35 protein-coding genes and 1 pseudogene are annotated in these 25,959 nt (G+C 67.7%); 3 read left to right on the top strand and 33 right to left on the bottom strand.

Annotated elements, in window-relative coordinates:
* The 7 genes and pseudogenes from VGC18_RS07405 to glmS all read right to left on the bottom strand — a co-directional run.
* Positions 1–479: pseudogene (locus tag VGC18_RS07405) on the bottom strand (tRNA (adenosine(37)-N6)-threonylcarbamoyltransferase complex transferase subunit TsaD); the annotation flags it as partial.
* Positions 476–934: a ribosomal protein S18-alanine N-acetyltransferase gene (gene rimI, locus VGC18_RS07400; protein WP_331095823.1), complete on the bottom strand. Its 459-nt coding sequence runs from the start codon at positions 932–934 to the stop codon at positions 476–478. The gene rimI and the pseudogene VGC18_RS07405, both read right to left, overlap by 4 nt.
* The gene (gene tsaB, locus VGC18_RS07395) at positions 934–1,551 is read right to left on the bottom strand and encodes a tRNA (adenosine(37)-N6)-threonylcarbamoyltransferase complex dimerization subunit type 1 TsaB (RefSeq protein ID WP_331095821.1); all 618 of its coding nucleotides are present in this window, start codon (positions 1,549–1,551) and stop codon (positions 934–936) included. Before tsaB ends, rimI begins: the two co-directional genes overlap by 1 nt.
* Complete coding sequence (gene tsaE, locus VGC18_RS07390; RefSeq protein ID WP_331095819.1) at positions 1,535–2,041, bottom strand: tRNA (adenosine(37)-N6)-threonylcarbamoyltransferase complex ATPase subunit type 1 TsaE; 507 nt, start codon at positions 2,039–2,041, stop codon at positions 1,535–1,537. Before tsaE ends, tsaB begins: the two co-directional genes overlap by 17 nt.
* Entirely contained in the window at positions 2,038–3,141 is a 1,104-nt protein-coding gene (gene alr, locus VGC18_RS07385; protein WP_331095817.1) for an alanine racemase, read from the bottom strand. The genes tsaE and alr overlap by 4 nt, the downstream gene beginning before the upstream one ends.
* The gene (locus tag VGC18_RS07380; protein WP_331095815.1) at positions 3,138–3,488 is read right to left on the bottom strand and encodes a holo-ACP synthase; all 351 of its coding nucleotides are present in this window, start codon (positions 3,486–3,488) and stop codon (positions 3,138–3,140) included. Before VGC18_RS07380 ends, alr begins: the two co-directional genes overlap by 4 nt.
* Before the next feature lie 109 nt (positions 3,489–3,597).
* Complete coding sequence (gene glmS, locus VGC18_RS07375) at positions 3,598–5,454, bottom strand: glutamine--fructose-6-phosphate transaminase (isomerizing) (protein ID WP_331095813.1); 1,857 nt, start codon at positions 5,452–5,454, stop codon at positions 3,598–3,600.
* A gap of 90 nt (positions 5,455–5,544) precedes the next feature.
* On the opposite strand from glmS, the gene coaA reads away from it, so the two are divergent.
* Entirely contained in the window at positions 5,545–6,480 is a 936-nt protein-coding gene (coaA, locus tag VGC18_RS07370; RefSeq protein WP_331095811.1) for a type I pantothenate kinase, read from the top strand.
* 195 nt (positions 6,481–6,675) lie between these two features.
* On the opposite strand, the gene glmM is transcribed toward coaA, so the two are convergent.
* The 4 genes from glmM to VGC18_RS07350 all read right to left on the bottom strand — a co-directional run bounded on the left by glmM (position 6,676) and on the right by VGC18_RS07350 (position 10,112).
* Complete coding sequence (gene glmM, locus VGC18_RS07365) at positions 6,676–8,037, bottom strand: phosphoglucosamine mutase (RefSeq protein WP_331095808.1); 1,362 nt, start codon at positions 8,035–8,037, stop codon at positions 6,676–6,678.
* A gap of 26 nt (positions 8,038–8,063) precedes the next feature.
* Complete coding sequence (gene rpsI / locus VGC18_RS07360) at positions 8,064–8,552, bottom strand: 30S ribosomal protein S9 (protein WP_331095806.1); 489 nt, start codon at positions 8,550–8,552, stop codon at positions 8,064–8,066.
* Positions 8,553–8,582: 30 nt separating this feature from the next.
* Positions 8,583–9,029 (bottom strand): 50S ribosomal protein L13, encoded by a 447-nt coding sequence (gene rplM / locus VGC18_RS07355; protein WP_331095804.1) that lies wholly within the window; start codon positions 9,027–9,029, stop codon positions 8,583–8,585.
* A gap of 144 nt (positions 9,030–9,173) precedes the next feature.
* Entirely contained in the window at positions 9,174–10,112 is a 939-nt protein-coding gene (locus VGC18_RS07350; protein WP_331095801.1) for a tRNA pseudouridine synthase A, read from the bottom strand.
* An 89-nt stretch (positions 10,113–10,201) separates the two neighbouring features.
* On the opposite strand from VGC18_RS07350, the gene VGC18_RS07345 reads away from it, so the two are divergent.
* Together VGC18_RS07345 and VGC18_RS07340 are read left to right on the top strand one after the other, a co-directional pair.
* On the top strand, positions 10,202–12,106 hold the full coding sequence (locus tag VGC18_RS07345) for an acyltransferase family protein (RefSeq protein ID WP_331095799.1): 1,905 nt from the start codon (positions 10,202–10,204) through the stop codon (positions 12,104–12,106).
* Between the two features lie 22 nt (positions 12,107–12,128).
* On the top strand, positions 12,129–13,193 hold the full coding sequence (locus tag VGC18_RS07340; protein WP_331095797.1) for an ATP-dependent DNA ligase: 1,065 nt from the start codon (positions 12,129–12,131) through the stop codon (positions 13,191–13,193).
* Here VGC18_RS07340 and ligD read toward each other — a convergent pair.
* From ligD to rplP, 22 genes are all read right to left on the bottom strand, one after another.
* Positions 13,154–14,218 carry a non-homologous end-joining DNA ligase gene (ligD, locus tag VGC18_RS07335; protein WP_331095795.1) on the bottom strand — a complete coding sequence of 355 codons (1,065 nt, stop codon included), beginning with the start codon at positions 14,216–14,218 and terminating at the stop codon, positions 13,154–13,156. The genes VGC18_RS07340 and ligD overlap by 40 nt on opposite strands.
* A 66-nt stretch (positions 14,219–14,284) precedes the next feature.
* A complete protein-coding gene (gene rplQ, locus VGC18_RS07330; RefSeq protein WP_331095792.1) occupies positions 14,285–14,854 on the bottom strand; it encodes a 50S ribosomal protein L17 in 570 nt (189 codons plus the stop codon).
* Between the two features lie 49 nt (positions 14,855–14,903).
* Positions 14,904–15,899, bottom strand: a complete 996-nt coding sequence (locus tag VGC18_RS07325; RefSeq protein WP_331095790.1) for a DNA-directed RNA polymerase subunit alpha — start codon at positions 15,897–15,899, stop codon at positions 14,904–14,906.
* 176 nt (positions 15,900–16,075) lie between these two features.
* Positions 16,076–16,474, bottom strand: a complete 399-nt coding sequence (rpsK, locus tag VGC18_RS07320; RefSeq protein WP_331095788.1) for a 30S ribosomal protein S11 — start codon at positions 16,472–16,474, stop codon at positions 16,076–16,078.
* Positions 16,475–16,526: 52 nt separating this feature from the next.
* Positions 16,527–16,907: a 30S ribosomal protein S13 gene (gene rpsM / locus VGC18_RS07315; RefSeq protein ID WP_147783455.1), complete on the bottom strand. Its 381-nt coding sequence runs from the start codon at positions 16,905–16,907 to the stop codon at positions 16,527–16,529.
* A 159-nt stretch (positions 16,908–17,066) separates the two neighbouring features.
* Positions 17,067–17,183 (bottom strand): 50S ribosomal protein L36, encoded by a 117-nt coding sequence (gene rpmJ, locus VGC18_RS07310; RefSeq protein ID WP_331095784.1) that lies wholly within the window; start codon positions 17,181–17,183, stop codon positions 17,067–17,069.
* A gap of 77 nt (positions 17,184–17,260) precedes the next feature.
* The gene (gene infA, locus VGC18_RS07305; RefSeq protein WP_055811571.1) at positions 17,261–17,482 is read right to left on the bottom strand and encodes a translation initiation factor IF-1; all 222 of its coding nucleotides are present in this window, start codon (positions 17,480–17,482) and stop codon (positions 17,261–17,263) included.
* Between the two features lie 195 nt (positions 17,483–17,677).
* Positions 17,678–18,508 (bottom strand): type I methionyl aminopeptidase, encoded by an 831-nt coding sequence (gene map, locus VGC18_RS07300; RefSeq protein ID WP_331095774.1) that lies wholly within the window; start codon positions 18,506–18,508, stop codon positions 17,678–17,680.
* Positions 18,505–19,095, bottom strand: a complete 591-nt coding sequence (locus VGC18_RS07295) for an adenylate kinase (protein WP_331095772.1) — start codon at positions 19,093–19,095, stop codon at positions 18,505–18,507. Before VGC18_RS07295 ends, map begins: the two co-directional genes overlap by 4 nt.
* On the bottom strand, positions 19,092–20,417 hold the full coding sequence (gene secY / locus VGC18_RS07290; RefSeq protein WP_331095770.1) for a preprotein translocase subunit SecY: 1,326 nt from the start codon (positions 20,415–20,417) through the stop codon (positions 19,092–19,094). Before secY ends, VGC18_RS07295 begins: the two co-directional genes overlap by 4 nt.
* A gap of 107 nt (positions 20,418–20,524) precedes the next feature.
* Positions 20,525–21,280 (bottom strand): 50S ribosomal protein L15, encoded by a 756-nt coding sequence (gene rplO / locus VGC18_RS07285; protein ID WP_331095768.1) that lies wholly within the window; start codon positions 21,278–21,280, stop codon positions 20,525–20,527.
* On the bottom strand, positions 21,280–21,465 hold the full coding sequence (rpmD, locus tag VGC18_RS07280; protein WP_331095766.1) for a 50S ribosomal protein L30: 186 nt from the start codon (positions 21,463–21,465) through the stop codon (positions 21,280–21,282). The genes rplO and rpmD overlap by 1 nt, the downstream gene beginning before the upstream one ends.
* Positions 21,465–22,139 carry a 30S ribosomal protein S5 gene (rpsE, locus tag VGC18_RS07275; protein ID WP_414672865.1) on the bottom strand — a complete coding sequence of 225 codons (675 nt, stop codon included), beginning with the start codon at positions 22,137–22,139 and terminating at the stop codon, positions 21,465–21,467. The genes rpmD and rpsE overlap by 1 nt, the downstream gene beginning before the upstream one ends.
* Before the next feature lie 32 nt (positions 22,140–22,171).
* Positions 22,172–22,543: a 50S ribosomal protein L18 gene (gene rplR / locus VGC18_RS07270; RefSeq protein ID WP_331095765.1), complete on the bottom strand. Its 372-nt coding sequence runs from the start codon at positions 22,541–22,543 to the stop codon at positions 22,172–22,174.
* A gap of 2 nt (positions 22,544–22,545) precedes the next feature.
* Positions 22,546–23,082, bottom strand: a complete 537-nt coding sequence (gene rplF / locus VGC18_RS07265; protein WP_331095763.1) for a 50S ribosomal protein L6 — start codon at positions 23,080–23,082, stop codon at positions 22,546–22,548.
* A 7-nt stretch (positions 23,083–23,089) separates the two neighbouring features.
* The gene (rpsH, locus tag VGC18_RS07260) at positions 23,090–23,488 is read right to left on the bottom strand and encodes a 30S ribosomal protein S8 (protein WP_331095760.1); all 399 of its coding nucleotides are present in this window, start codon (positions 23,486–23,488) and stop codon (positions 23,090–23,092) included.
* Positions 23,489–23,564: 76 nt separating this feature from the next.
* Positions 23,565–24,161, bottom strand: a complete 597-nt coding sequence (gene rplE, locus VGC18_RS07255) for a 50S ribosomal protein L5 (RefSeq protein WP_331095758.1) — start codon at positions 24,159–24,161, stop codon at positions 23,565–23,567.
* Positions 24,161–24,601 carry a 50S ribosomal protein L24 gene (gene rplX, locus VGC18_RS07250; protein ID WP_331095756.1) on the bottom strand — a complete coding sequence of 147 codons (441 nt, stop codon included), beginning with the start codon at positions 24,599–24,601 and terminating at the stop codon, positions 24,161–24,163. Before rplX ends, rplE begins: the two co-directional genes overlap by 1 nt.
* A gap of 2 nt (positions 24,602–24,603) precedes the next feature.
* Positions 24,604–24,972, bottom strand: coding sequence for a 50S ribosomal protein L14 (gene rplN, locus VGC18_RS07245; RefSeq protein ID WP_331095753.1), 369 nt, complete (start codon positions 24,970–24,972; stop codon positions 24,604–24,606).
* A 37-nt stretch (positions 24,973–25,009) separates the two neighbouring features.
* Positions 25,010–25,300 carry a 30S ribosomal protein S17 gene (rpsQ, locus tag VGC18_RS07240; protein WP_331095751.1) on the bottom strand — a complete coding sequence of 97 codons (291 nt, stop codon included), beginning with the start codon at positions 25,298–25,300 and terminating at the stop codon, positions 25,010–25,012.
* Positions 25,301–25,302: 2 nt separating this feature from the next.
* Positions 25,303–25,638, bottom strand: coding sequence for a 50S ribosomal protein L29 (gene rpmC / locus VGC18_RS07235; RefSeq protein WP_331095749.1), 336 nt, complete (start codon positions 25,636–25,638; stop codon positions 25,303–25,305).
* Positions 25,638–25,959: 50S ribosomal protein L16 (rplP, locus tag VGC18_RS07230; protein ID WP_331095746.1), on the bottom strand; the 322-nt coding region annotated here is incomplete at its 5' end. The genes rplP and rpmC, both read right to left, overlap by 1 nt.

Below are 25,959 nucleotides of genomic sequence, written 5' to 3'. Positions count from 1 at the left end.
AGTTCGACATCTGACACCAGGTCGCGGACCAGCAGCAGCGAGGTGTGCCCGCCGGAGACGAGGAGGGCGATCGTCGGCAGTTCGATCGCCGTGCCGTCGTCGCGGAGCACATCTGCGCCGACGTGCCCGACGAGGTGGTTGACGGCGTAGATCGGCTTGTCGAGCGCGATCGCGAGCGCCTTGGCCGCACCGACTCCCACCATCAGGGCGCCGGAGAGCCCCGGACCCGACGTGACGGCGATCGCGTCGAGGTCGTGGAGCTCGACGCCGGCCTCGGCGAGCGCCGCCTTCAGCGCGGGGGTGAGCGCCTCGAGGTGCGCGCGCGCCGCGATCTCCGGCACGACCCCGCCATACCGGGCGTGCTCGTCCATGGACGACGAGATCACGTTCGCGAGCAGCCGCGAGCCCCGCACGATCCCGATGCCGGTCTCATCGCAGCTCGTCTCGATGCCGAGAACGAGCGGTTCCGCGGCGGTCACAGCGCGAGCCTCATGATCTGCGCATCCACTCCGTCTGGCTGGTAGTACTTCGCCCGCACGGCGATCTGCTCGAATCCGAGGGAGTCGTAGAGCGCGTGGGCATTCGGGTTGTCTGCGCGGACCTCGAGGAAGACGTGGGTGGCGCCGCGGCCGCGCGACTCGTCGATGAGGGCGAGCATGAGCATCCTTCCGAGTCCGCGGCGTCTGGCCGACGGCGCGACGGCGATGGTCTGGATGTCCGCGTTGCCGCTGCGGCGCGGCGCGAGCAGTCCCGCGTAGCCCGCGAGCGCATCCGGGGCATCCTGGTCGGACGCCACGAGATAGACCGTATGCGTGCTCGCGAGCTCGCCGCGCATCGACTCCGACGACCACGCGTCGTTCGCGAACGTCGACGACTCGATCGCCATGATCGCGTCGAGGTCGGCCACGGTCGCCCGCCTGAGCCTGAACGCCATCAGCTGACCCGCTTCGGTCCGGCCGAGATCGTGACGTCCGGCGATCTGAGATACAGGGCATCGGAGCTCGCGAACGGCCGCCTGTGCAGGTAGAGCAGCTCCGCGACGAGACCGATGGATGAGGCGGCGACCTCTGCCGCGTCGATCCGGTCGAACTCGGCGAAACCGGGCACCGCGAGCGGCAACCGGTCAGGCGCCTCGAGCCCGGGGCCCGCGACCCGCACGGGAAGGCCGGCGGCGTCGCTCCCCGAGTACGCGGACCAGTAGACCTCGTGGCGGCGGGCATCCGTCACCACCAGCGTCGGACCGGTCGCGCCGAAGGCGACCGCGTCGTGGCTGACGACCGGAACGACCGGCTTTCCTGCGCCGAACGCGAACGCCCTCGCCGCGGCGATGCCGACGCGCAGGCCGGTGAACGGTCCTGGGCCCATCCCGACCGCGACGCCGCTCAGGTCGGCGATGGAGACGCCCGACTGGCGCAGCACCTCGTCGATGAGCGTCCCGATGATCTCGGCGTGTCTGCGGGTGTCCGCCTCCGCGCCCTCGGCGATGATCCCGGCGTCGCGGTCGACCACGGCGACACTGGTTCCCGCCGAGGTGTCAATCGCGAGCAGCACCGACCCACCCTAAGTCTTTCCAGCGGTCGCCGTGGCCGGTGATCGTGACGGTCCTGGGCTCTGCGATGTCTGCGTCGGCATCCTCCGCGACCGTCGGCGTGCCGGTCCCGCCGGTCGGCCGCACGATGTCGACCTCGAGCCAGTCGTCCGCGATGCCGTCGAGGAGGCCTGCGCCCCACTCGACCACCACGATGGAGTTGTCGTAGTCGATGTCGAGGTCGTCGAGCTCGGCCGCGCTCGAAAGGCGGTACGCGTCGACGTGGACGAGCGGGGCGCCGTCCGCGCGGGGATGCGTGCGCGCGAGCACGAAAGTCGGGCTGGTCACGGCGCCCCGCACGCCCAGCCGCGCGCCGAGCCCCCGCGTCAACGTCGTCTTGCCCGCTCCGAGCTCGCCGTTCAGCGCGATGAGGTCGCCCGCGCGCACCTGGTCGGCGATGCTGGCTCCGAGGTCGCCCATCAGCTCGGGCGTCTCGATGGTGAGCCGGGTCATCGCTCGAAGACCCTCGTGACCCTTGGGCCGACCCTGGTCACGATCTCGTAGTCGATGGTGCCGGTGGCCGCCGCCCAGTCGTCTGCGCCGGGAACACCCGTCGCGGGGTCGCCGAACGCGATGGCCCGATCGCCGACGCTGACGTCTGCGTCGCCGACATCCACCACGAACTGGTCCATGGCGACGCGACCGGCGATCCGATACGTGACGCCGTTGATCGAGACGGGTGCGACGCCAGACGCGTCGCGCGGGATGCCGTCCGCATAGCCGAGGGGCACGAGCGCGAGGCTCGTCTCTCGCGCCGTGCGATAGGTGTACCCGTACGAGACGCCGCTGCCGGCCGGCACCCTCTTCACGGAGACGATCTCAGCGCTCAGCTCCATCGCGGGTCTGAGGCCCAGTGCGGCGGAAGCCGTGTCGTCGAACGGCGACAGGCCATAGATCCCGATGCCGAGGCGCACCAGGTCATACCGGGAGGACGGCACTCTGAGCGCACCCGCCGTCGCGGCGAGATGGCGGATGTCCGGGGTGAGCCCTGCGTCGGCCGCCGCCGCCAGGAACGCGTCGAAGCGGCGCACCTGCTCGAGGTCCTCGGCCTCGCCCGCGTTGGCGAGATGGCTCCAGATGCCGCGCACGCGCACGCTGCCGCTCCGCTCGAGCTCTGCCGCACGGGCGAACACCGCGGCGCACTCGCGCTCCTCGACGCCGTTGCGGCTGAGCCCGGTGTCGACCTTGAGCTGCACCTGCGCCTTGCCCGAGGTCGACGCTGCGCGGTCGAGCTGCTCCATGGTGCTGACGCCGAGGTCGATCTTCTTCGTGACGGCGGCCTCGAAGTCGGCATCACGGCCGTGCAGCCAGGTGAGGATGGGAGCGGAGACGCCTGCCGACCGCAGCGCGAGCGCCTCGGTGACGTCGGTGACCCCGATCCAGTCGATGCCGGCGCCGACCGCAGCCTTCGCCGTCTCGACTGCACCGTGCCCGTAGCCGTCCGCCTTCACGACGGCCATCGTCTGCGACGGCGCGACGGCGCGACGCAGCACGTCGATATTCGCGCGGATCGCGCCGAGGTCGATCCGGGCCTCACGGAGCGGGCGCGTCATCCTTCGACCACCACGTAGGCGATCGCGATGCCGGCGTCGTGCGAGATGGAGAGGTGGATGCGCCGGATGCCGCGACTCTCGGTGATCGCTGCAACCGCGTTATACAGCACGAATCCTGGATTGCCGAGCTCGTCGGAGACGACCTCCATGTCGTGCCACCGCACGCCCGTCGAGTCCCCGATGGCCTTGATCAGGGCCTCCTTGGCGGCGAAGCGGCCGGCGAGCGAGCGAAGCGGCAGGTCGCGCTCTGCGGCGGTGAAGACACGCTCGCGAAGGGCAGGGGTGCGACCGACCGCACGCTCGAAGCGGGCGAGGTCGACGACATCCACGCCGATCCCGATGATCACGGCGTCACCCCTGCCCCCCACCCCGAGTTGCCCACTTTGGTCGGGTTAGGGGTGACCTAACCCGACCAAAGTGGGCAACTCGGGTAGCCGGGCGCAACGAGGACACCGCCTACTCGACCGTGACCGACTTGGCGAGGTTGCGCGGCTGGTCGACGTCGAGGCCCTTCGCGGAGGCGAGCTCGAGGGCGAAGATGTGCAGCGGGACGACCGCGAGGACCGGTTCGAAGAGCGTGGAGGCGAGCGGGATCGGGATCACCACGTCCGCGTATGGCAGCACCGCGGCATCCCCCTGCTCGGCGATCGCGAGGATCCGCGCGCCGCGCGCCCGGATCTCCTGGATGTTCGAGACCACCTTCTTGTGCAGAGAGTCCTTCGCCCGCGGGCTGGGAACGATGACGAACACGGGCTGGCCCGGCTCGATGAGAGCGATCGGGCCGTGCTTGAGCTCGCCGGCCGCGAAGCCCTCCGAGTGGATGTAGGCGACCTCCTTGAGCTTGAGCGCGCCCTCCATCGCGATCGGATAGCCGGCGTGCCTGCCGAGGAAGATCACCGACCGAGTGTCGGTCATCCAGCCGGCCAGCTGCTTGATCGCATCCTGCTCCTCGAGCACGACGTCCAGCTGCGCCGGAAGCGCGGCCAGCTCGGAGAGCAGGCCGGAGACCTCGGACGGGGTGAGGGTCGACCGTGCGCCGGCGAGCCGCAGCGCGAACAGGTAGATGGCGGCGACCTGGGCGACGAAGGCCTTGGTCGAGGCGACGGCGACCTCCGGGCCGGCGTGCGTGTAGAGGACCGCGTCGGACTCGCGCGGGATCGTCGATCCCTGGGTGTTGCAGATCGACAGGGTCCTGGCACCGAGGCTGCGCGCGTACTTCACCGCCATCAGGGTGTCCATGGTCTCGCCGGACTGGCTGATCGAGACGAGGAGCGTGCGGGAGTTGATCACCGGGTCGCGATAGCGGAACTCGTGCGAGAGCTCGACGTCGACCGGGATCCTGGCCCATTTCTCGATCGCGTACTTGCCGAGCATCGCCGAGTACGCCGCGGTCCCACAGCCGATGATGACGATGCGATCCAGGTCGCGGAGGATCTCGCCGCTCAGGGATTCGAGCTCGGGGAGGTGCACGGCGCCGTCCACGATCCGGCCGATGAGGGTGTTCGCGACGGCCGCGGGCTCCTCGCTGATCTCCTTGGCCATGAAGCTCGACCAGCCACCCTTCTCGGCAGCGGACGCATCCCATTCCACCTCGAACTCGCGGGTCTCCACGGGCAGCCCGTCGAAGTCGGTGACGACGACCGAGTCCTTGCGGATGGTCACGACCTGATCCTGGCCGATCTCCATCGCCCGATGGGTGTGCTCCACGAAGGCCGCGACATCGGAGCCGAGGAAGTTCTCGCCGTCGCCCAGGCCGATGACGAGCGGGGAATTGCGGCGGGCGCCGACGACGACTCCTGGCTGGTCCCTGTGCAGGACGAGCAGCGTGAATGCCCCGTGCAACCGCGCGACCACGTTGAGCAGCGCCTGCGGAAGGTCGCCGGTCTTGCGGTATTCGAATCCGACCAGCAGCGCGGCCACCTCGGTGTCGGTCTCGCTCGTGAAGACGGTCTCCGGGTGCTCGGCGAGCAGCTCCGCCTTGAGCTCGGCGAAGTTCTCGATGATGCCGTTGTGGATGAGGGCGAGCTTGCCGTCGTCGCCCAGGTGCGGATGCGCGTTCTGGTCGTTGGGGCCGCCGTGCGTCGCCCAGCGGGTGTGGCCGATGCCGGTCGATCCGTTGGGAAGGCCCGTCGCCTCCAGGTCGTCGACGAGGACCTGGAGCTTGCCGGCGCGCTTGCGGGTGTGCAGCTCCCCCTCCGGGTCGATCACCGCGATGCCCGCGGAGTCGTACCCCCGATACTCGAGGCGGCGCAGGCCGCCCAACAGCACCTCGATGCTCTGATCACTGCCGACATAACCCACGATTCCACACATGGGCCCGATTTTACGGTACCGGGCATGCGCATCCGCCCGGCGCCGCCCCGCGACACCACGGATCGTGACGTCCGGTAGCCTGGATGGCCTATGCCTGAGCATTCCAACACGACCCCGTTCGTGGAAATCGATCGCGCGGACTGGGCGGCCCTCGCCCCCACGACACCGCTGCCGCTCACCCCGACGGAGATCGTCGCGCTCCAGGGTCTCGGCGATCGACTGGACCTGCGCGAGGTCACCGATGTCTATCTGCCGCTGAGCAAACTGCTGAACCTCTATGCGGTGGGCGCGCGGCACCTCCACAGGGACACCAGCCGGTTCCTGCACCGCGACGGACCGAGCACCCCCTTCGTCATCGGCGTGGCCGGCTCCGTCGCCGTGGGCAAGTCGACGAGCGCCCGGCTGCTGCGCGAGCTGCTCTCCCGCTGGGAGGACACTCCCAGGGTGGAGCTGGTGACCACCGACGGCTTCCTGCTCCCGAACGCCGAGCTCGAGCGGCGCGGGCTCATGCAGCGCAAGGGCTTCCCGGAGTCCTACGACCGCAGGTCGCTGCTGCGCTTCGTCACCCAGGTGAAGAGCGGCGTGGAGGAGGTGCGTGCACCCTTCTATTCGCACCTCAGCTACGACATCGTCGCCGACGCGGAGATCGTGGTCCGCCGGCCGGACATCCTCATCGTCGAGGGGCTCAACGTGCTGCAGCCGCCGACCAGCGGGCACGGCCTCGCGGTGAGCGACCTCTTCGACTTCACCATCTACGTCGATGCCAGGACGGCGGACATCGCCAGGTGGTACGAGGAGCGCTTCCTCACCCTGCAGCAGAGCGCCTTCACCAACCCGCAGTCGTACTTCCACCGCTTCGCGAGCCTCACCCCAGAGCAGGCGATCGAGACCGCGGCGGGGATCTGGGCGAGCATCAACGAGCCGAACCTCGTGCAGAACGTGCTGCCGACCAGGTCGCGCGCCGATCTCGTGCTCCGCAAGAGCGCCGACCACACCGTCAACAGCGTGCTGCTGCGCAAGCTCTAGCCCCGCCCACCCGCACCCGCCCCGCATCCGTATCAGCACCCGGGTCGCCCTGTCCGATCTCAAGGAGATTCGGGCTCGGCGCCGCTGAACTCAGTCCACGCCGGGGGTCGGGCGCCGAATCTCCTTGAGATCGGACAGGGACGGGGACGGGGACGGGAGGGGGATCGCGGCGGGAAGCCGGTGGGGCAGGTGACGCTAGAGCGCCAGGCGCTCGCCGACGAGGGCGGCGAGGGACTGGGCGATCTCGTCGGCGACGGACTGCTGCTCCGCCTCGACCATGACCCGCACGAGCGGCTCCGTCCCGGACGGCCGCAGCAGCACACGACCGCCGGCGCCGAGGCGCTCCTCCGCCGCCGTCACCGCAGCGGCGATGACCTCGTCGGAGGCGAGTGCGCTCCGTTCCACCCCGCGCACGTTGATCATGATCTGGGGATACACCGTCATCACCGATGCCAGCTCGGCGAGTGACTTGCCGGTACGGGCCATCTCGGCGACGAGTTGCAGGCCGGTGAGGATGCCGTCTCCCGTGGTGGCGAAGTCGCTCATGATGACGTGCCCGGACTGCTCACCGCCGAGGTTCAGCCCGCGCTCGTTGAGGGTCTCGAGCACGTAGCGGTCGCCGACGGCCGTCTGCAGCAGCGTGATGCCGTGCTCGGCCATCGCGACCCGCAGGCCGAGGTTGCTCATCACCGTAGCGACGAGGGTGTTGTCCTTGAGGAGCCCGCGCTCCTTCATCGACAGGGCGAGAACGGCCATGATCTGGTCCCCGTCGACGACCCGGCCGAGATGGTCGACCGCGAGACAGCGGTCGGCGTCGCCGTCGTGGGCGATGCCGACGTCGGCACCGTGTTCGAGCACGGCGGCGGACAGGACCTCGAGGTGGGTCGAGCCGACGCCGTCGTTGATGTTGTAGCCGTCCGGGTCGGAGCCGATCACGGTGACCCGCGCCCCCGCATCCGTGAATGCCTCCGGCGAGATCCCCGACGCCGCGCCGTTGGCGCAGTCGAGGACCACATGGATGCCGTCGAGCCGGTTCGGCAGCGTGGAGAGAAGGTGGACGACGTAGCGGTCCTCCGCGTCGGCGAACCGCCGGATGCGTCCGACCTCGACACCCGTCGGCGACAGCTTCTGCTCGTCCAGCGCCGCCTCGATGCGGTCCTCGACCTCGTCCGGCAGCTTGGTGCCGCCGACGGCGAAGAACTTGATGCCGTTGTCCGGCGCGGGATTGTGCGAGGCAGAGATGACCACACCGAAGTCGGCCTTGATGTCGGCGATGAGGAACGCGGCGGCGGGCGTCGGGATGATGCCGGCGTCGAGGACGTCGACGCCGGAGCTGGCGAAGCCGGCGGTCACGGCCGCGGCGAGGAACTCACCGGAGACCCGCGGGTCCCTGGCGACGACGGCGATCGGCCTGCGCCCGGAGGCGCGCCTGCCGTCGGCGAACCGCCCCTTGCCCAGGACGACCGAGGCCGCCTGGGCGAGGCGCAGGGAGAGCTCGACCGTGAGGTCGTGGTTCGCCAAACCCCTGACACCATCGGTGCCGAATAGTCGTGGCATGAAGGTCGCGGCCTACAGAGGGCGCGTCAGCGCTTCGAGAACTGCGGAGCCTTACGTGCCTTCTTGAGACCGGCCTTCTTACGCTCCTTGACGCGGGCGTCGCGGCTCAGGAAGCCGGCCTTCTTGAGCGAGGCGCGGTTGTTCTCCTCGTCGATCTGGTTGAGGGAGCGGGCGATGCCGAGACGCAGCGCGCCGGCCTGGCCGGAGGGGCCACCACCGGTGATGCGCGCGATCACGTCGTAGCTGCCGAGCAGGTCGAGGACCTTGAATGGGTCGTTGATGAGCTGCTGGTGGAGCTTGTTCGGGAAGTACTCGGCCAGCGTGCGTCCGTTGACCGTGAAGGTGCCGGAGCCGGGGACGATGCGCACGCGGGCGATGGCCTGCTTACGACGGCCGACGGCCGCGCCGGGAACGTTGAGGACGGCACGCGGCGTCTTGGGCGCGACCTCCTCGGCGCTCTCGGTCGTGTACGACTCGAGCGCGGTGGTGTCGAGAGAGTCTTCGATCTTCGCCATGGTTGAGAATCCTTGTTTTTCTGGTCCGCGCTACTGCGCGACCTGGCCGAGGGTGTAGGTCTTGGGCTGCTGTGCAGCGTGGGGGTGCTCTGCGCCTGCGTAGACCTTGAGCTTCGTGAGCTGGGCACGACCGATGGAGTTCTTGGGGAGCATTCCGCGGACGGCCTTCTCGACGGCACGCGTCGGGTGCTTCTCGAGCATCTCCGCGTAGGTCTCGGCCGACAGGCCTCCCGGGTAACCGGAGTGGCGGTATGCCTTCTTCTGGGCGAGCTTGGCGCCGGTGAGGGCGATCTTCTCGGCGTTGATGATGATCACGAAGTCGCCCATGTCCATGTGGGGGGCGAACGTCGGCTTGTGCTTACCGCGCAGCAGCGTGGCCGCGTGGCTGGCCAAGCGGCCGAGGACGATGTCGGTCGCGTCGATGATGAGCCAGTCGCGCTGGACATCGTCGGGCTTGGGGGAAAAGGTGCGCGTCACAATAGTGCTGCTTTCTCGGTCGAAATGAGGCGTTCGTGAATCCCACTCCGATGGATGTTCCGCGAAGGATCTTCGGGAACGCTGCCGGTGGAGGGCTCAAGTTCGGGTGCCCCGCAACAGGGCGGGAGACACCAAGGGTCTACTTTAGACCATTTCCCGGCCCGGGGTCAAAGGCGGTGCCGTCTCCACGGTGCGGCGAGCGCGGGTCACCGTCGCCCTGGCCCCGAGTTCCTCCGCCTGCGGATACCCGACCTCCATGAGGGTCAGGCCCTTGGCCGGCGCGACCTTGAACTCGCTGGTGCGCACGAGGCGGTCGCGCAGCACCACCAGGCGCGAGACCTCCAGCTTGCCCTCGCCGACCGCGATGGTCGCCCCGACCAGGGCGCGCACCATGCTGTGGCAGAACGCATCCGCCCGCACGGACGCCACGAGCACACCATCCGTCCCTCGGTTCCAGCCGAAGTCCTGCAGGGTGCGGATGGTCGTCGCCCCCTCCCGTGGTTTGCAGTAGGCAGCCCAGTCGTGGAGCCCGAGGAGCGACCCGGCCGCGAGCGACATCCGGGCGACGTCGAGCTCGGCCGGATACCAGAGCGTGCGATTGCGCTCGAGCGGGTTGCGCGGTCCGCTCGCGTCGGCGACCCGGTACTCGTAGCGACGCCAGACGGCGGAGAACCGGGCATCGAAGCCCTCCGGGGCGAGCCGGGAGCCGGATACGTGGACGTCGGAGTCGAGACCGAGGATGCCGTTGATCCGCCTCGCGAGGGAGGCCGCGGCATCCGCGGGATCGAGGGACGGCACCCCTCCTCGTGGGCGAGCGAGACTGTCCAACTGCGCCACGGTCAGGTCGAGGTGGGCCACCTGGCCGAGTGCGTGGACGCCGGCATCCGTGCGGCCGGCCACCGTCAGCCCCGGTGCCTCGCCGAAGCGGCTGAAGATCATCGAGAGGGCGGACTCGAGCTCGCCCTGCACGGTTCTGAGGCCCGGCTGCTTGGTCCAGCCGCGGAAGCCGCCGCCGTCGTAGGCGATGTCCAGACGGATGCGCCTGGTCGCCGCTCCATCCGCCCGCGGGTCTTCGGCTTCCACGCCCCGAGTCTATTCTGGTCAATTCGGTGAACCGCCCGCGCCGAGTTGACCTGGGCGGTCATCGCCGACGAAACTCAGATGGCCATCCCATGAAGCCGACCCCGCCGCGACCCAAGACGACGACCGCCTCAGTGCGGCCGTCCGGTTCGACGACCCCCTCCTCGCGCATCCCCGGCCTGGACGGGCTGCGTGCCATCGCCGTGCTCGCCGTCATGCTGTTCCACCTGACGCCAGGCTTCCTGCCGGGCGGGTATCTCGGTGTCGACGTCTTCTTTGTGATCAGCGGCTTCCTCATCACCGGGCTGCTGCTCAGGGAACGGGCGACCGCCGGCCGGATCCGGCTTGGCTCGTTCTGGATGCGCCGCGCCCGCCGGCTGCTGCCCGCGCTCCTCATCCTCGTGGCCGCCTGCGGCGCGGTGGCGGCGCTCCTCGGCGGGGACGTCATCGTGCATCTGGGAAGACAGGTGCTCGGGGCGGCGACCTTCAGCAGCAACTGGCTCTCGATCGGCTCCGGACAGAGCTATTTCGACACCACGGCTCCCGAGCTGTTCCGCAACCTCTGGTCGCTCGCCGTCGAGGAGCAGTTCTACCTGGTCTGGCCGCTGGCGATCCTGCTCCTCGCGCTCATCAAGTCCAGGCGCGTGCAGCTCGCCATCGTCGTGGCCACCGCGGCCTGTTCTGCCGCCGCGATGGGCATCCTGTTCCTGCCGGGAAGCGACCCCACCCGCGTCTACTACGGCACCGACACCCACAGTTTCGGGCTGGCGATCGGTGCGGCGCTGGCGATAGCCGTGCATCCGTGGTCCACCTCCCCGCTCGCGAGGGCGCCGAGACTCAGGAGGATCCTCCCCGCTCTCGGCCTGCTCTCCATCGCCGCGCTCGTCCTGCTCGCGGCGATCATGCCCGCGGAGGCGACCATCGTCTACCGAGGCGGGCTGGTGGCCGTTGCCGTGCTGACCGCCATCGCCATCGCGGGCTCCCTGGTTCCCGGCTCCTGGCTCGGCCGGCTGCTGGACCTCTCCCCGATCCGATGGATCGGCGAACGCTCGTACGGTCTCTACCTCTGGCACTGGCCGGTGTTCGTGCTTCTCTCGGCAGCGCTGCCCGACTGGTCCAGGACGGGAGCGGGCGGGTGGGGTCTCGGCGGGCTGGCCCTGGTGATCACCGTCGCCGTAGCCGGATGCTCCTACACGCTCGTGGAGCGGCCGATCCGACGCGACGGCCTGCTGGCGACGCTCCGGCGGTGGGTCGGCTCCCGAAGGAGGGTCCTCGCCACGGGGTTCGCGGTGCTGCTGCTGCTCGGCGCGGGAACCGCGACCGGTGCGGCGGTCGTCCGTGATCCGGGCGAATCCGGCGCGCAGACGGTGATCGAACGCGGCGAGCAGGCGATAGCGGGTCACGGTCCGGCGGCACGGCCCGCCCCGTCCGGCTCGCCGAGTGCCGCGCCGTCGCCTCCACCGCTTCCCGGCGGGGATCAGATCACCGCGATCGGGGACTCGGTCATGCTGGCATCCGCCCCGGAGCTGCAGGCGGCCTTCCCCGGCATCCAGATCGACGCCGTGGTCTCACGACAGCTCTCCTCGGCGCCCGCCCTGATCCAGCAGCTGATGGGCTCCGGCGTCCTGCGGCCGACGGTGGTGATCGGGCTCGGCACCAACGGTCCCATCCAGCGCGCGACCCTCGATCAGATCCACACAATGATCGGCCGGCACCGCGAGATCGTCGTGATCAACGTCCAGGCACCACGCGGTTGGACGGATGGGGTCAACGCGGCGCTCGCCCAGTTCGCCCAGCAGTACCGCGACGTGGAGCTGGCGAACTGGAAGGATGCCATCGCCGGCCACCTCGACACGCTCGCCCGCGACCAGATCCATCCGGGCCCGGCGGGCGGCGCGATCTACGTCGGGGTGATCAAGGATGCGCTGCAGCGCCTCGCGGAGCTGCCTCCTGCGGTCGGTCCGAACGACTACGGACTCGCCCCTACCCCGATGTAGACCGGCGGAGGAGGATTGCGGCATGGAGTTTGGACCGGACAATCCCCTGTCGCCGATGCTGGCGAAATCGATCGACACCGTTCCCGAGCCCGACAGCGTCGCCGGCGGCCTCGTCTACGAGCCGAAATGGGATGGCTTCCGGGCGATCGTCTACTTCGACGGACACACGGTCGACATCGGCAGCCGCGGATCGAAACCGTTCACCCGCTACTTCCCAGAGCTGCGCGAGGCGTTCGCGGAACGGCTCGACGGCCCGTGCGTGCTCGATGGCGAGATCGTCGTCCGTACGGGCCCGCGTGGCGCGGAACGGCTCGACTGGGACGCCCTGTCCCAGCGCATCCATCCGGCGGCCAGCAGGATCGCCATGCTGTCGACGCAGACGCCCGCGTCGTTCGTCGCCTTCGATCTGCTCGCGCGCGGCGAGGAGAGCCTGCTCGATCAGCCGTTCGAGCGCAGGCGGGCGGGCCTGGAGCGGCTTCTCGGTGAGACGACCGCACCCATCCATCTCACCCGCCTGACCGCCGATGTCGGTCTCGCTCGCCGCTGGTTGGTGGAGTTCGAGGGCGCCGGGCTCGACGGCGTGGTCTCGAAGCCGCTGGCGGCGCCCTATTCCCCGGGCAAGCGCGTCATGCTGAAGACCAAACACGCCAGGACGGCGGACGTCGTGCTGCTGGGGTATCGGGTGCACAAGAGCGGGCGCGGCGTCGGGTCGCTTCTCTTCGGGCTGTACGACCGCGACGGCGAGCTCACGAGCGTCGGAGGCGCCTCGGCGTTCTCGGATGCCAGGCGCCTCGAGCTCGAGGGCGAATTGGCGCCCCTCGTGCTGCTCGACGACTCGGGGGATGCCCTCCAGGGACACAGCGACCGCAGCCGCTTCTCCGCGAACAGGGACACCTCCTTCGTTCGCCTGGACCCGATCCGGGTCGCCGAGGTCCGCTACGACCAGATGGAGGGCTCGCGCTTTCGGCACTCGGTGCAGTTCTTCCGCTGGCGGCCGGATCGCGAGGCGTCGTCGTGCACGTTCGAGCAGCTCGACCGCCCCGCCGCCTACGATCTGGGCGAGGTGTTGACCTCGCCCGGCGACTGAGCCCCGCCGCCTCGTGCCCTGCTCGGCTGTACGCGCGGCGGCTCGCCGGGCATCTTCGGATAGTCGGGAGGGAACGGCAGCTCTCCGAGGCCGGCGGCCAGATCGCGATCCCACCAGGAGAGCAGCGTGTCGATCGAGCCGGCCCGCGAGTCCATCCCCCTCCACGGGTCGCCGACGGTCTGCAGCCTGCCGGGGAGGCTCTCGATGGTGAAGTCCCCCGGGGCGGCATCGCCGAGCTCGCCCCACTCGAGAGGACAGGAGACCGTGGCGGCCGGGAGGGCGCGTGGGCTGTACGCGCCGGCCATCGTGCGGTCCCGGTTCGCCTGGTTGAAGTCGACGAAGACCCGCCGGCCGCGCTCCTCCTTCCACCACGAGGTCGTGACCCTGTCCGGCATCCGGCGCTCCAGCTCACGAGCCACGGCGATGACGGCGTGCCGGACCTCCAGGAACTCCCGCGTCGCATCGATCGGCGCGAAGACATGCAGTCCGCGGTTGCCGGAGGTCTTCACGAAGGCCTCCAGACCCGCCTCGGCGAGTACCGCTCTCAGCTCGAAGGCCGCGGGGATGGCGTCCTCGAAACCGGTTCCCGGCTGAGGATCCAGGTCGATGCGCAGCTGATCGGGGTTGTCGCTGTTCGTCGCCCTCGACGGCCAGGGATGGAAGACGATGGTGTTCATCTGCACGGCCCAGACGGCGGCGGCCGGCTCCTCGATGACGATCTGCGGATGCGAGCGTCCGCTCGGATAGACCACCGTCACCGCCCCGACGTACTCGGGGGCGCCCCTCGGCGGATTCTTCGAGAAGAACTGTTCGCCGTCGATGCCGTCGGGGAAGCGCTGCAGTGAGACGGGACGACCGCCGTTGGCGGCCACGAAGGCGTCGCCGACGGCGACCAGGTATCGCGCGAGGTCGAGTTTGGTGATGCCCAGTTCCGGCCAGAGCACCCGGCCGGGGCTCGAGATCCGCACGTCGCGGCGTCCGAGCGGACCGTCGAGGGAAAGAACCGTCGCATCGCTGCTCGCCATGGGCACACCGTACCCCCGTTAACGGACGATGGCCCCGCGAACGGGGCCATCGTCCGTGATCGACGACTACTTGGTGTCGGCCTCCGCGGCCGGCTCGGCCTCGGCGGGAGTCTCCTCCGCCGTGACCTCCGCGGTCTCGGCATCGATCGCCTCGGCCTGCTCTTCCGACTCGACCGGAGCAGTCTCGTCGATGGCTGGCTCGGCGGCCGGCTCCTCGGCGGCGGGAGCCGCGGGGGCCTCCGCCTTCGTGGAGGCCTTCGCCTTCGGCTTGGTGTTCACGGGCTCGAGCACAAGCTCGATCTGCACCATGGAGGCGTTGTCGCCCTTGCGGAAACCGAGCTTGGTGATGCGGGTGTATCCGCCGTCACGCTCGGCCACGAGGGGCGCGATCTCGGTGAACAGCTCGTGGATGACGCTCTTGTCGCCGATGATGGCGAGCGCACGACGACGGTTGTGCAGGTCGCCCTTCTTGGCGAAGGTGATGAGCCGCTCGGCCACGGGACGCAGGCGCTTGGCCTTCGTCTCGGTGGTCTTGATGCTCTTGTGGGTGAACAGGGCGGCCGCGAGGTTCGCGAGCATGAGGCGCTCGTGAGCCGGGCCTCCACCGAGGCGAGGGCCCTTGGTTGGCGTAGGCATTATCTATGTCTCCAGAATCGAATGGTCGTTGGCGTCGCTGGTGGCGCGCCTAGTTGGTCTCTTCAACGTCGTCGTAGCCGCTGTAGAAGTGGGCGCCATCGAATCCGGGGACGGTGTCCTTGAGCGACAGGCCAAGCTCAACGAGCTTGTCCTTGACCTCATCCACCGACTTCTGTCCGAAGTTGCGGATGTTCATGAGCTGGGTCTCCGACAGGGCGACCAGTTCGCTCACGGTGTTGATGCCCTCGCGCTTGAGGCAGTTGTAGCTGCGCACGGACAGATCGAGGTCCTCGATCGGCATGCTGAGCTCGCTCGAGAGCACGGCGTCGACGGGTGCCGGGCCGATCTCGATGCCCTCGGCGGTCGAGTTGAGTTCGCGGGCCAGACCGAACAGCTCGGTCAGGGTGCGACCGGCCGAAGCGATCGCATCGCGAGGCGTGATCGCGTTCTTGGTCTCCACGTCGACCACGAGGCGGTCGAAGTCGGTGCGCTCGCCGGCGCGGGTGGCCTCGACGCGGTAGGTGACCTTGAGCACGGGCGAGTAGATGGAGTCGACCGGAATCTGGCCGGCCTCGCTGAACTCGCTGCGGTTCTGGGTGGCCGACACATAGCCGCGACCGCGCTCGATGGTGAGCTCGAGCTCGAACTTGGCCTTGTCGTTGAGGGTCGCGATGAGCAGCTCGGGGTTGTGGATCTCGACGCCCGCGGGAGCGGAGATGTCGGCGGCGGTGACCTCGCCGGCACCCTGCTTGCGCAGGTAGGCGGTGATCGGCTCGTCGTGCTCGCTGGAGACCACGAGGCCCTTGATGTTCAGGATGATCTCGGTGACATCCTCCTTGACACCGGCGACGGTGCTGAACTCGTGCAGCACGCCGTCGATGCGGATGCTCGTCACAGCGGCGCCGGGGATGGAGGACAGGAGGGTGCGGCGAAGGGAGTTTCCGAGGGTGTAGCCGAAGCCGGGTTCGAGCGGCTCGATGATGAACCGTGAACGGAACTCGGAGATGTTCTCTTCGGTAAGAGTTGGACGCTGTGCAATGAGCACTTGTTGTTTCCTTTCGGCGAAGTGTCCGCTATTTGACACTTGTGCGTTCGACAGGGTGGCTGGCCCGCCGGTCTATTGAGTTGTGCGCTGGAGCTGAAGGATCGGGCACGATCCCATCACGCCGGTTGTCCGACGGAGCCCCCCGGCCCCGCCGGACAGCCGGCGAGAGGTGTGTCTTAGACGCGACGACGCTTCGGCGGACGGCATCCGTTGTGCGCCTGGGGGGTGACGTCGTTGATCGAGCCGACCTCGAGGCCGGCGGCCTGCAGGGAACGGATCGCGGTCTCGCGGCCGGAGCCGGGTCCCTTCACGAACACGTCGACCTTCTTCATGCCGTGCTCCTGTGCCTGGCGAGCGGCCGACTCCGCCGCGAGCTGCGCGGCGAAGGGGGTCGACTTGCGCGAGCCCTTGAAGCCGACGCCGCCTGAGGAGGCCCAGCTGATCACGGCACCGGTCGGGTCGGTGATCGACACGATGGTGTTGTTGAAGGTGCTCTTGATGTGGGCCTGGCCCACGGCGATGTTCTTCTTCTCTTTACGACGCGGCTTGCGAGCTGCCGCCTTGGGTGCTGCCATGTTCTTCTCCTAAAAAATCAAATGGCGCTGCGGAGGACTCCGCAGCAGGCGGCTACTTGCGGCCGGCCTTCTTCTTACCGGCTACGGTGCGCTTCGGGCCCTTGCGGGTGCGAGCGTTGGTCTTGGTGCGCTGCCCGTGGACGGGCAGGCCGCGGCGATGACGGATGCCCTGGTAGCTTCCGATCTCGACCTTGCGACGGATGTCGGCGGCGACCTCACGACGAAGGTCTCCCTCCACCTTGAAGTTCCCCTCGATGTAGTCGCGGAGGGCGATGAGCTGGTCATCGGTCAGATCCTTGACGCGGATCTCGCCGCTGATCTCGGTGTCGGCGAGGGTCTTGAGCGCCCTCGTGCGGCCGACGCCGTAAATATAGGTCAATGCGACCTCGACGCGCTTGTCGCGCGGGATGTCTACGCCTGCTAGACGAGCCATGATGGCTTCTCCTTGTGCTGAGTGGAGGTTATGGACAGCACCGGTGCCGAGGCCTCCAACCCCGGGTGTCCTCCCCGTTCGCCGTCACCGGCTGAGGAGATTCTTGGTGCTACTCGTGTATTCAGTTGTTCGTTCGTGGCGCCCGTGACCGGGCACCGCTCAGCCCTGGCGCTGCTTGTGCCGCGGGTTGGACTTGCAGATCACCATGACATTGCCGTTGCGCCGGATGACGCGGCAGTGCTCACAGATGGGCTTGACGCTGGGCTTGACCTTCATTGTTCTTCTTCTCTCGCTGTCTTCGTACCCCCGGCGCTCTCGCGAGCACCCGTCGGGGCCGTTACTTTCCGGCAGTCCTACTTGTAGCGATAGACGATCCGGCCGCGGGTCAGGTCGTAAGGGCTCAGCTCCACGATCACGCGGTCCTCGGGGAGGATGCGGATGTAGTGCTGACGCATCTTGCCCGAAATGTGGGCAAGAACACGGTGGCCGTTGGTCAGCTCAACGCGGAACATTGCGTTGGGCAGAGCTTCGACTACTGCGCCCTCGATCTCGATGACACCGTCTTTTTTGGCCATAGCCTCTTCGTCGCTAAAAGTATTGTTTGCTGGTCGTGCGGGTGGATTGTGGTGCCGCGCCCCGGGCGGGCGTGCAAAAGAGCACGCAAAAAGGGGCAGCAGACACCAAAGATCAATCTTATGTGGTAACCGGGTGTTTCGCCAAGCCGGGCCTATAATCCTCCTCCGCTTTCGGCGAACGAGCAGCGCCGGACGTCACGGGATGGGAACCGGGATGACACCGAACGGGGCGAGGCCCGTGGCCCCGCCGTCCTCGGCGGTCAGGACCCAGATGCCGCCGGCGTGGACGGCGACGGAATGCTCCCAGTGCGCGGCAGAGGTCCCATCGACGGTGGCGACCGTCCAGTCGTCCTCCCGCGTGAAGGTCTCGATGCCACCGGCGGTCACCATCGGCTCGATGGCCACGACGAGCCCCGGTTTGATGCGGGGACCGCGATCGCGCACGCGGTAGTTGAAGACGGGGGGATCCTCGTGCATCGAGCGCCCGATGCCATGGCCGACGTAGTCCTCGAGGATGCCGTACTCGCCCGCCGACTCGATGTGGTCCTCGATGGCGGCGCCGACCTCATTCAGATGGCCCCCCACCGCGAGTCGCGCGATGCCCGCCCAGAGCGACCCCTCGGTGGTCTCGGAGAGCCTCTGCCGTTCGGCGACGAGCTCCGGCCGCGTGGGATCCGGCACCACCACGGTGATCGCAGCATCGCCGTTCCAGCCGCCCACCTCGGCACCGCTGTCGATCGAGACGATGTCACCCGGCTGGATCACCCGATCGCCGGGGATCCCGTGCACGACGTCGTCGTTGACGGACGCGCAGATCGTATGGCGATACCCGGGTTCCTTCATGAAGTTGGACTCACCGCCCAGAGAGCGGATGACCCGCTCGGCGATCGCATCCAGCTCGATAGTCGTCACCCCCGGTCGGATGGCGGCGCGCACGGCCGACAGCGACGCCGCGGTCGCGAGCCCGGGAGCGACCATGAGCCGCAACTCGGCCGGCGACTTGTAGAGACCCCTGAACGGGCTCACTGCGCGACGGGGACGACTTCGCGAGCCGCGAGGGCGGAGAGGATGCGGTCGGTCACGTCGTCGATCTCCCCGAGGCCGTCGACCTCGACGAGCAGGCCCTTGGCGCGATAGACCTCGATCAGCGGGGTGGTCTCGCGCGCGTAGACCTCCTGGCGGTAGCGGATGGCCTGTTCGGAGTCATCGCTGCGGCCCTGGTCGACGGCCCGCTTGCGCAGTCGCGTGACGACCTCCTCCTGGTCGGCGACCAGCTGGATGACCGCGTCGAGCGACTGGCTCTTCCCGGCGAGCAGGTCGTCGAGGTAGGAGACCTGCTCGAGAGTGCGTGGATAGCCGTCGAGCAGAAAACCCTCGCGGGCGTCCTCCTCCTCCAGGCGGGCGGCGACGAGCGCGTTCGTCAGGGAGTCCGGCACGTAGTTGCCGGAGTCGACGATCTGCTTCACCTGAAGCCCGAGCGGTGTCTGGTCCTTGATGTTCTGCCGGAAGATGTCCCCCGTCGCGATCGCGGGGATCGAGTACCGGGCGGCGATGCGGCTCGCCTGCGTGCCTTTGCCCGCCCCTGGAGGGCCGACGATGAGCAGACGGGTCATCGGAGGAGACCCTCGTAGTGACGCTGTTGCAGCTGCGAGTCGATCTGCTTGACCGTCTCGAGACCGACGCCGACGATGATCAGGATGCTCGCGCCTCCGAACGGGAAGTTCTGGTTGGCGCCGAACAGCCCGAGGGCGACGAGCGGAACCAGGGCGATCAGGCCGAGGTAGAGCGAACCGGGCAGCGTCACGCGGGTGAGCACGTAGTCGAGGTACTCCGCGGTCGGCCTGCCTGCCCGGATGCCGGGGATGAATCCGCCGTACTTCTTCATGTTGTCCGCGACCTCCTCCGGGTTGAAGGTGATCGCCACATAGAAGTAGGTGAAGCCGACGATGAGCAGGAAGTACAGCAGCATGTACAGCGGGTTGTCACCCGACTTGAGGTTGTCCGAGATCCAGGTGACCCAGGCCGCGGGGCTCTTGCCGGCCGCCGGCTGGTTGAACTGGGCGATGAGGGCGGGCAGGTAGAGCAGCGACGAGGCGAAGATGACGGGCACGACGCCTGCCATGTTCACCTTGATCGGGATATAGGTGTTGTTCCCGCCGTAGGTTCGTCGCCCGACCATGCGTTTGGCGTACTGGACGGGTATTCGGCGCTGGGACTGTTCCACGAACACGACCAGACCCATGATCACGATTCCCATGAGGATCACGAGCAGGAAGGTCTCGAAGCCCTTCGCCTGCTCGATCGCCCAGAGCGAGCCGGGGAAGCGGGCGGCGATGGACGTGAAGATGAGGATGGACATCCCGTTGCCGATGCCGCGCTCGGTGATGAGCTCGCCCATCCACATGATGAGGCCCGTTCCGGCGGTCATCGTGATGACCATGAGCAGGATGGCGTACCAGGCGGAGTTGGTGATGAGCGCCGAGCACTCCGGGGTTCCGGTGGAGCTCGGGAAGAGCGCGCCGCTCCTGGCCACCGTGATCAATGTCGTCGACTGGAGGACACCGAGCGCGATCGTGAGGTAACGGGTGTACTGGGTGAGCCTGGCCTGGCCGGACTGACCCTCCTTGTACAGGGTGTCGAAGTGCGGGATGACCACCCGCAGCAGCTGCACGATGATCGACGCCGTGATGTACGGCATGATGCCGAGGGCGAAGATCGACAGCTGCAACAGGGCGCCGCCGCTGAACAGGTTCACCAGCTCGTACAGGCCGGAGGTCCCCGCGTTGGCTGCGAGACAGGTCTGCACGTTGCTGAAGCTCACGAACGGCGACGGGATGAACGATCCGAGCCGGAACAGCGCAATCAGGGCCAGCGTGAAGCCGATCTTCTTGCGAAGGTCGGGGGTGCGGAATATCCGCGCTACGGCTCTGAACACGTGGCCTCCTGGTTGAACTCTCTTGGCAAGGCAAGGTGGCCCTTTCGGGCCACCTGGATGGCTACTCGCCGAAATCTCGGGTGAGGGCGACGCGCGCCCTCGAGACCTCAGTTTACGGAGCCACCCGCTGCAACGATCTTTTGCTCAGCGGAGCCAGAGACCTTGTCGACTGCAACGTTCAGCTTAACCGTTATGTCGCCCGCCCCGAGAACCTTGACCTTCTCGTTCTTGCGCACGGCGCCCTTGGCGACGAGGTCGCTGATCGTGACGTCGCCACCGGTCGGATAGAGCTCGACGAGCTTCTCCAGGTTGACCACCTGGTACTCGACCCGGAACGGGTTCTTGAAGCCGCGGAGCTTCGGGGTGCGCATGATGCTGTTCAGGTTTCCACCCTCGAGCCCCAGACGGACCTGGTAACGAGCCTTCGTGCCCTTGGTGCCTCGACCGGCGGTCTTGCCCTTCGAGCCCTCACCACGGCCGACCCGCATGCGGTCCTTCTTGGCGCCGGGAGCCGGACGGAGGTGGTGCACCTTCAGGACCTGCGGACGCGCCTCGGCGACCGGACGGGCCTTCTTCGCCGAAGCGGCCTTGGTGGAGGACGCCGCGACGGCGGAGTCATCCGCCTTCGCCGCTGCGGTCTTCGCCGCGGTCGCCTTGGGGGCGGCGGTCTTCGGAGCAGCCTTGGGTGCCTTGTCCGCCGCCGGCTTGTCCGCTGCGGCCTTGGCGGGAGCCTTGGTCGCGGCCTTCGCCGGAGCCTTCTCCGCCGCGGCCTTCGTGGTGGCGGCCTTGGGCGCTGCGGCCTTCGCCGTGCTCGCCTTCTTCGGGGCTGCTGCGGGCTTCTCAGCCTTGGTTTCTTCAGCCATTAGTCAATCTCCTCGACCTTGACCAGGTGAGCGACGGTGCGGACGTAGCCACGGTTCTGCGAGGTGTCCTCGCGAACAACGACGTCGCCGATGCGGTGGAGCCCGAGGCTCCGAAGCGTGTCGCGCTGGTTCTTCTTCTCACTAATTTTGGACTTGATCTGGGTTACCTTGAGGCGACCGGCCATCAGACACCTGCCTTTGCATCAGCCTGGGCGCGCAGGAGGCGCGCCGGCACAACATCCTCGATCGAGAGGCCACGACGAGCGGCGACCGCACTGGGCTCCTCGAGCTGCTTGAGGGCAGCGACGGTTGCGTGCACGATGTTGATCGTGTTGGACGAGCCGAGCGACTTGCTCAGCACGTCGTGGATGCCGGCGCACTCGAGTACGGCGCGCACCGGACCGCCGGCGATGACGCCGGTACCGGCGGAGGCCGGACGGAGGAGCACAACACCGGCTGCGGCCTCACCCTGGACGGGGTGCGGGATCGTCACACCGACGCGGGGAACGCGGAAGAAGTTCTTCTTCGCCTCCTCGACGCCCTTGGAGATCGCGGTCGGCACCTCGCGGGCCTTGCCGTAACCGACGCCGACCAGACCGTTGCCGTCCCCGACGACGACGAGAGCGGTGAAGCTGAAGCGACGACCACCCTTGACGACCTTGGAGACGCGGTTGATGGTGACGACGCGCTCGAGGAACTGGCTCTTCTCGGAGTCGCGGCTCCCCCGCTGCTGGTTGGGGTTGCGCTCCCGGCCGCCACGACGGGCCTCGCGGGGCTCGTTCGCCGTCGGCTCGGTTGCGGCCGCGGTCTCGACGACCTCGACGGTCGGTTCGGCCTCGGATGCCACGGTGTCAACCACGGGCTGCTCCTTGCTTGTGTTGGTTGTGTCGCTCACAGGTCCAGTCCACCCTCTCGAGCTCCCTCGGCGATGGCCGCGACGCGTCCCGCGTACTTGCTGCCACCACGATCGAATACGACGGCCTCGATTCCGGCCTTCTTCGCGCGCTCGGCGACGAGTTCGCCGACCTTGTGCGCCTTGGCGGTCTTGTCACCGTCGAAGGTGCGCAGGTCCGACTCGAGAGTCGACGCCGACGCCAGGGTGTGACCCTTGCTGTCGTCGACGACCTGCACGAAGACGTGACGGGCCGACCGGGTGACGACCAGGCGCGGACGCGCCTCGGTGCCGACGACCTTCTTGCGAAGGCGCGCGTGACGACGGCTCTTGGCCGCCGACTTGCTCTTGCCTCTAGTTCCGAGAGCCATGATTACTTACCACTCTTTCCGGCCTTGCGGCGGACTACTTCGCCTACGTAGCGAACGCCCTTGCCCTTGTAGGGTTCCGGCTTGCGCAGCTTACGAATGTTTGCGGCGGCCTCTCCGACGGCCTGCTTGTCGATGCCGTGCACCGTCAGCCTGTTGTTGCCTTCTACGGCAAAGGAGATGCCTGCGGGGGGATCGACCGTGATCGAGTGCGAGAAGCCGAGGGCGAACTCAACGGAGTTGCCCTTCGCCTGCACCCGGTAACCGGTTCCGACGATCTCGAGGCCCTTGGAGTAGCCCTCGGTGACGCCGATGATCTGGTTGGCGATCAGCGTGCGAGTCAGACCGTGCAGCGAGCGCGACGCGCGCTCGTCGTCCGGCCGGCTCACGAGCAGCTGGCCATCCTCGAGCTTGACCTCGATCGGGCTGGCGACGGTGAGCGCGAGCTCGCCCTTCGGGCCCTTGACGGTGACGGCTGAACCGTCGACCGTGACATTGACCCCTGCCGGGATCTCGATGGGAAGACGTCCGATACGTGACATGAGTTGGTTACCACACGTAGGCGAGGACTTCCCCACCCACGCCCTTCTTCGAAGCCTGGCGGTCCGTGAGGAGGCCGGACGAGGTCGACAGGATTGCGACGCCGAGTCCGCCGAGAACGCGGGGGATCTCGGTCGACTTCGCGTAGACACGCAGCCCTGGCTTGGAGACGCGCTTGATTCCAGCGATGGAGCGCTCGCGGTTGGGGCCGTACTTGAGGTCCAGGGTCAGGGTCGTGCCGACGCGGGCATCCTCGACCTTCCAGCCGCCGATGTAGCCCTCGGACTTGAGGATCTCGGCGATGTGGGACTTGAGCTTGCTGTTCGGCATGGACACGGTGTCGTGGTATGCCGAGTTCGCGTTGCGCAGTCTGGTCAGCAGGTCTGCGACCGGATCTGTCATTGTCATGATGGTGGTGCCTTCCTCGCCCGGTTTCGACAGCTCTTACGGAACTGGCGACCTGGGTGATCGGTGGTGCGATGGGTTACGCGGGGGTGTTCTCTGCGTTGCGGAACGGGAAGCCGAGCGCCTTGAGCAGCGCGCGACCCTCGTCGTCGTTCTTCGCGGTGGTGACGACGGTGATGTCGAAACCGCGAACGCGGTCGATGCGGTCCTGGTCGATCTCGTGGAACACCGACTGCTCGGTGAGACCGAAGGTGTAGTTGCCGTGGCCGTCGAACTGCTTGTCCGACAGGCCGCGGAAGTCGCGGATGCGGGGAAGCGCGAGCGACAGCAGCCGGTCGAGGAACTCCCAGGCCCTGTCGCCACGGAGCGTGACGTGGGCGCCGATCGGCTGGCCCTCGCGCAGCTTGAACTGGGCGATGGACTTGCGAGCGGAGGTGACCTGCGGCTTCTGGCCGGTGATGGCGGTGAGGTCCTTCACGGCGCCGTCGATGATCTTGCCGTCGCGGGCCGCCTCGCCGACGCCGGTGTTGACGACGATCTTCACGAGCCCGGGCACCTGGTGCACGTTCGTGAAGCCGAAGTCCTTCGTCAGCTGGGCCGCGATCTCGGTCTGGTACTTCTGCTTCAGGCGCGGCTGGATTTTGCCAACCGGCGCGGCAGTTGCAGTGTCAGTCATCAGTCATTCTCTCCGGCGGCCGGAGCGGCGACGGCGTCTGCCGTCTCCGGCTTGGCCTTGCTTGCGGAGGCCTTCGTGGCCTTCTTGGGGGTTGCGGCGCGGCGCGACTTCTTGAAGTAGCGCACGCGGGTGGTCTTTCCCGTGGCATCCGTCTCGACCGTGAAGCCGACGCGGGCCGGCTGCTTGGTGTCTGGGTCGATCAGCTGCACGTTGGAGACGTGGATCGCGGCCTCGCGGGTCTCGATGCCACCGGTCTTGGTGCCGCGGTCGCTCTGTCCGACACGGACGTGCTTGGTGATGTAGTTCACACCCTCCACGACGACGCGGTTCTTCTCGACCAGGACCTCGATGACGCGCCCCTGCTTGCCACGATCTCCGCCGCGGGCCTGGGATGCGCCACTGATGACCTGGACCAGGTCACCCTTCTTGATGTTCGCCATGACTAAATGACCTCCGGTGCCAGCGAGATGATCTTCATGAACTTCTTGTCGCGCAGCTCGCGACCGACCGGCCCGAAGATACGGGTGCCACGAGGGTCGCCGTCGGCCTTGAGGATGACGGCGGCGTTCTCGTCGAACTTGATGTAGGAGCCGTCCGAACGACGGGTCTCCTTCTTGGTGCGAACGATGACCGCCTTCACGACGTCACCCTTCTTGACGTTTCCGCCCGGGATCGCGTCCTTGACGGTCGCGACGATGACATCGCCGAGACCGGCGTACCGGCGGCCGGAGCCGCCGAGAACGCGGATCGTGAGCAGCTCCTTGGCGCCGGTGTTGTCGGCGACCTTGAGCCTGGATTCCTGCTGAAGCATTTACGTGTCCTCTACATTTTCAAAACAAGCTGGAGGCTTATTTCGCCTTCTCTAGGATTTCGACGAGTCTCCAGCGTTTTGATGCGCTGAGCGGGCGGGTTTCGCTGATGATGACGAGGTCACCGACGCCGGCGGTGTTGCCCTCGTCGTGCGCCTTGACCTTGGAGGTACGGCGGATGACCTTGCCGTACAGGGGGTGCTTCACGCGGTCCTCGACCTCGACTACGATGGTCTTGTCCATCTTGTCGCTCGTGACATAGCCACGACGGGTCTTGCGATACCCGCGGTCGAGCTCTGCGGTTGCCTTGTCGGTAGCTTCGGTAGCCATGATCAGGCCTCCTTCTCAGCGTTGGTGTCCGGCGCGGTGTCGGGCTCGGCAGCGACATCCGCCGCCTTCTTGGTCTTCTTGGCCGCGGCCTTGGAGGCCACCTCCACCGGAGCGGGCGTGGCACGGATGCCCAGCTCGCGCTCGCGGATGACCGTGTAGATGCGAGCGATGTCGCGCTTCACGGCACGCAGGCGGCCGTGGCTCTCCAGCTGGCCGGTGGCCGACTGGAAGCGCAGGTTGAACAGCTCTTCCTTGGCCTTCTTGAGTTCGTCGACGAGTCGCTCGTCTTCGAAGGTGTCGAGCTCGTCGGGTGCGAGCTCCTTGGAACCGATCGCCATTATGCGTCGCCCTCCTCGCGCTTGATGATGCGTGCCTTGAGCGGCAGCTTGTGGATTGCGCGAGTCAATGCCTCGCGCGCGACCGTCTCGTTCACACCGGCGAGCTCGAAGAGCACACGACCCGGCTTGACGTTGGCGATCCACCACTCTGGCGAACCCTTGCCGGAACCCATGCGGGTCTCGGCCGGCTTCTTGGTGAGCGGGCGGTCGGGGTAGATGTTGATCCACACCTTTCCACCACGCTTGATGTGACGGGTCATCGCGATACGAGCTGCCTCGATCTGGCGGTTGGTCACATAGGCGGGAGTGATGGCCTGAATG

The organism is Lacisediminihabitans sp., from assembly GCF_036404185.1.
Lineage (GTDB): Bacteria > Actinomycetota > Actinomycetes > Actinomycetales > Microbacteriaceae > Lacisediminihabitans.
This window is presented reverse-complemented; position numbering and strand designations above follow the sequence as displayed.

Excerpts from the sequence above, each read along its gene's own strand:
- rpsI (WP_331095806.1), bottom strand. The coding sequence starts at position 8,552 with ATGGCGAAGATCGAAGACTCTCTCGACACCACCGCGCTCGAGTCGTAC.
- rpsQ (WP_331095751.1), bottom strand. The coding sequence starts at position 25,300 with ATGGCTACCGAAGCTACCGACAAGGCAACCGCAGAGCTCGACCGCGGG.
- ligD (WP_331095795.1), bottom strand. The coding sequence starts at position 14,218 with ATGGCGAGCAGCGATGCGACGGTTCTTTCCCTCGACGGTCCGCTCGGA.
- tsaE (WP_331095819.1), bottom strand. The coding sequence starts at position 2,041 with ATGACCCGGCTCACCATCGAGACGCCCGAGCTGATGGGCGACCTCGGA.
- rpmC (WP_331095749.1), bottom strand. The coding sequence starts at position 25,638 with ATGGCGATCGGTTCCAAGGAGCTCGCACCCGACGAGCTCGACACCTTC.
- rplN (WP_331095753.1), bottom strand. The coding sequence starts at position 24,972 with ATGCTTCAGCAGGAATCCAGGCTCAAGGTCGCCGACAACACCGGCGCC.
- VGC18_RS07295 (WP_331095772.1), bottom strand. The coding sequence starts at position 19,095 with ATGACCCGTCTGCTCATCGTCGGCCCTCCAGGGGCGGGCAAAGGCACG.
- rplR (WP_331095765.1), bottom strand. The coding sequence starts at position 22,543 with ATGGCTCTCGGAACTAGAGGCAAGAGCAAGTCGGCGGCCAAGAGCCGT.
- rplX (WP_331095756.1), bottom strand. The coding sequence starts at position 24,601 with ATGGCGAACATCAAGAAGGGTGACCTGGTCCAGGTCATCAGTGGCGCA.
- rpsH (WP_331095760.1), bottom strand. The coding sequence starts at position 23,488 with ATGACAATGACAGATCCGGTCGCAGACCTGCTGACCAGACTGCGCAAC.
- VGC18_RS07345 (WP_331095799.1), top strand. The coding sequence starts at position 10,202 with ATGAAGCCGACCCCGCCGCGACCCAAGACGACGACCGCCTCAGTGCGG.
- rpmJ (WP_331095784.1), bottom strand. The coding sequence starts at position 17,183 with ATGAAGGTCAAGCCCAGCGTCAAGCCCATCTGTGAGCACTGCCGCGTC.
- rplO (WP_331095768.1), bottom strand. The coding sequence starts at position 21,280 with ATGGCTGAAGAAACCAAGGCTGAGAAGCCCGCAGCAGCCCCGAAGAAG.
- rimI (WP_331095823.1), bottom strand. The coding sequence starts at position 934 with ATGGCGTTCAGGCTCAGGCGGGCGACCGTGGCCGACCTCGACGCGATC.
- rpsM (WP_147783455.1), bottom strand. The coding sequence starts at position 16,907 with ATGGCTCGTCTAGCAGGCGTAGACATCCCGCGCGACAAGCGCGTCGAG.
- VGC18_RS07340 (WP_331095797.1), top strand. The coding sequence starts at position 12,129 with ATGGAGTTTGGACCGGACAATCCCCTGTCGCCGATGCTGGCGAAATCG.
- coaA (WP_331095811.1), top strand. The coding sequence starts at position 5,545 with ATGCCTGAGCATTCCAACACGACCCCGTTCGTGGAAATCGATCGCGCG.
- glmM (WP_331095808.1), bottom strand. The coding sequence starts at position 8,037 with ATGCCACGACTATTCGGCACCGATGGTGTCAGGGGTTTGGCGAACCAC.
- infA (WP_055811571.1), bottom strand. The coding sequence starts at position 17,482 with ATGGCCAAAAAAGACGGTGTCATCGAGATCGAGGGCGCAGTAGTCGAA.
- rpmD (WP_331095766.1), bottom strand. The coding sequence starts at position 21,465 with ATGGCCGGTCGCCTCAAGGTAACCCAGATCAAGTCCAAAATTAGTGAG.
- alr (WP_331095817.1), bottom strand. The coding sequence starts at position 3,141 with ATGACGCGCCCGCTCCGTGAGGCCCGGATCGACCTCGGCGCGATCCGC.
- glmS (WP_331095813.1), bottom strand. The coding sequence starts at position 5,454 with ATGTGTGGAATCGTGGGTTATGTCGGCAGTGATCAGAGCATCGAGGTG.
- rplF (WP_331095763.1), bottom strand. The coding sequence starts at position 23,082 with ATGTCACGTATCGGACGTCTTCCCATCGAGATCCCGGCAGGGGTCAAT.
- rpsK (WP_331095788.1), bottom strand. The coding sequence starts at position 16,474 with ATGGCAGCACCCAAGGCGGCAGCTCGCAAGCCGCGTCGTAAAGAGAAG.
- rplQ (WP_331095792.1), bottom strand. The coding sequence starts at position 14,854 with ATGCCTACGCCAACCAAGGGCCCTCGCCTCGGTGGAGGCCCGGCTCAC.
- rplE (WP_331095758.1), bottom strand. The coding sequence starts at position 24,161 with ATGACTGACACTGCAACTGCCGCGCCGGTTGGCAAAATCCAGCCGCGC.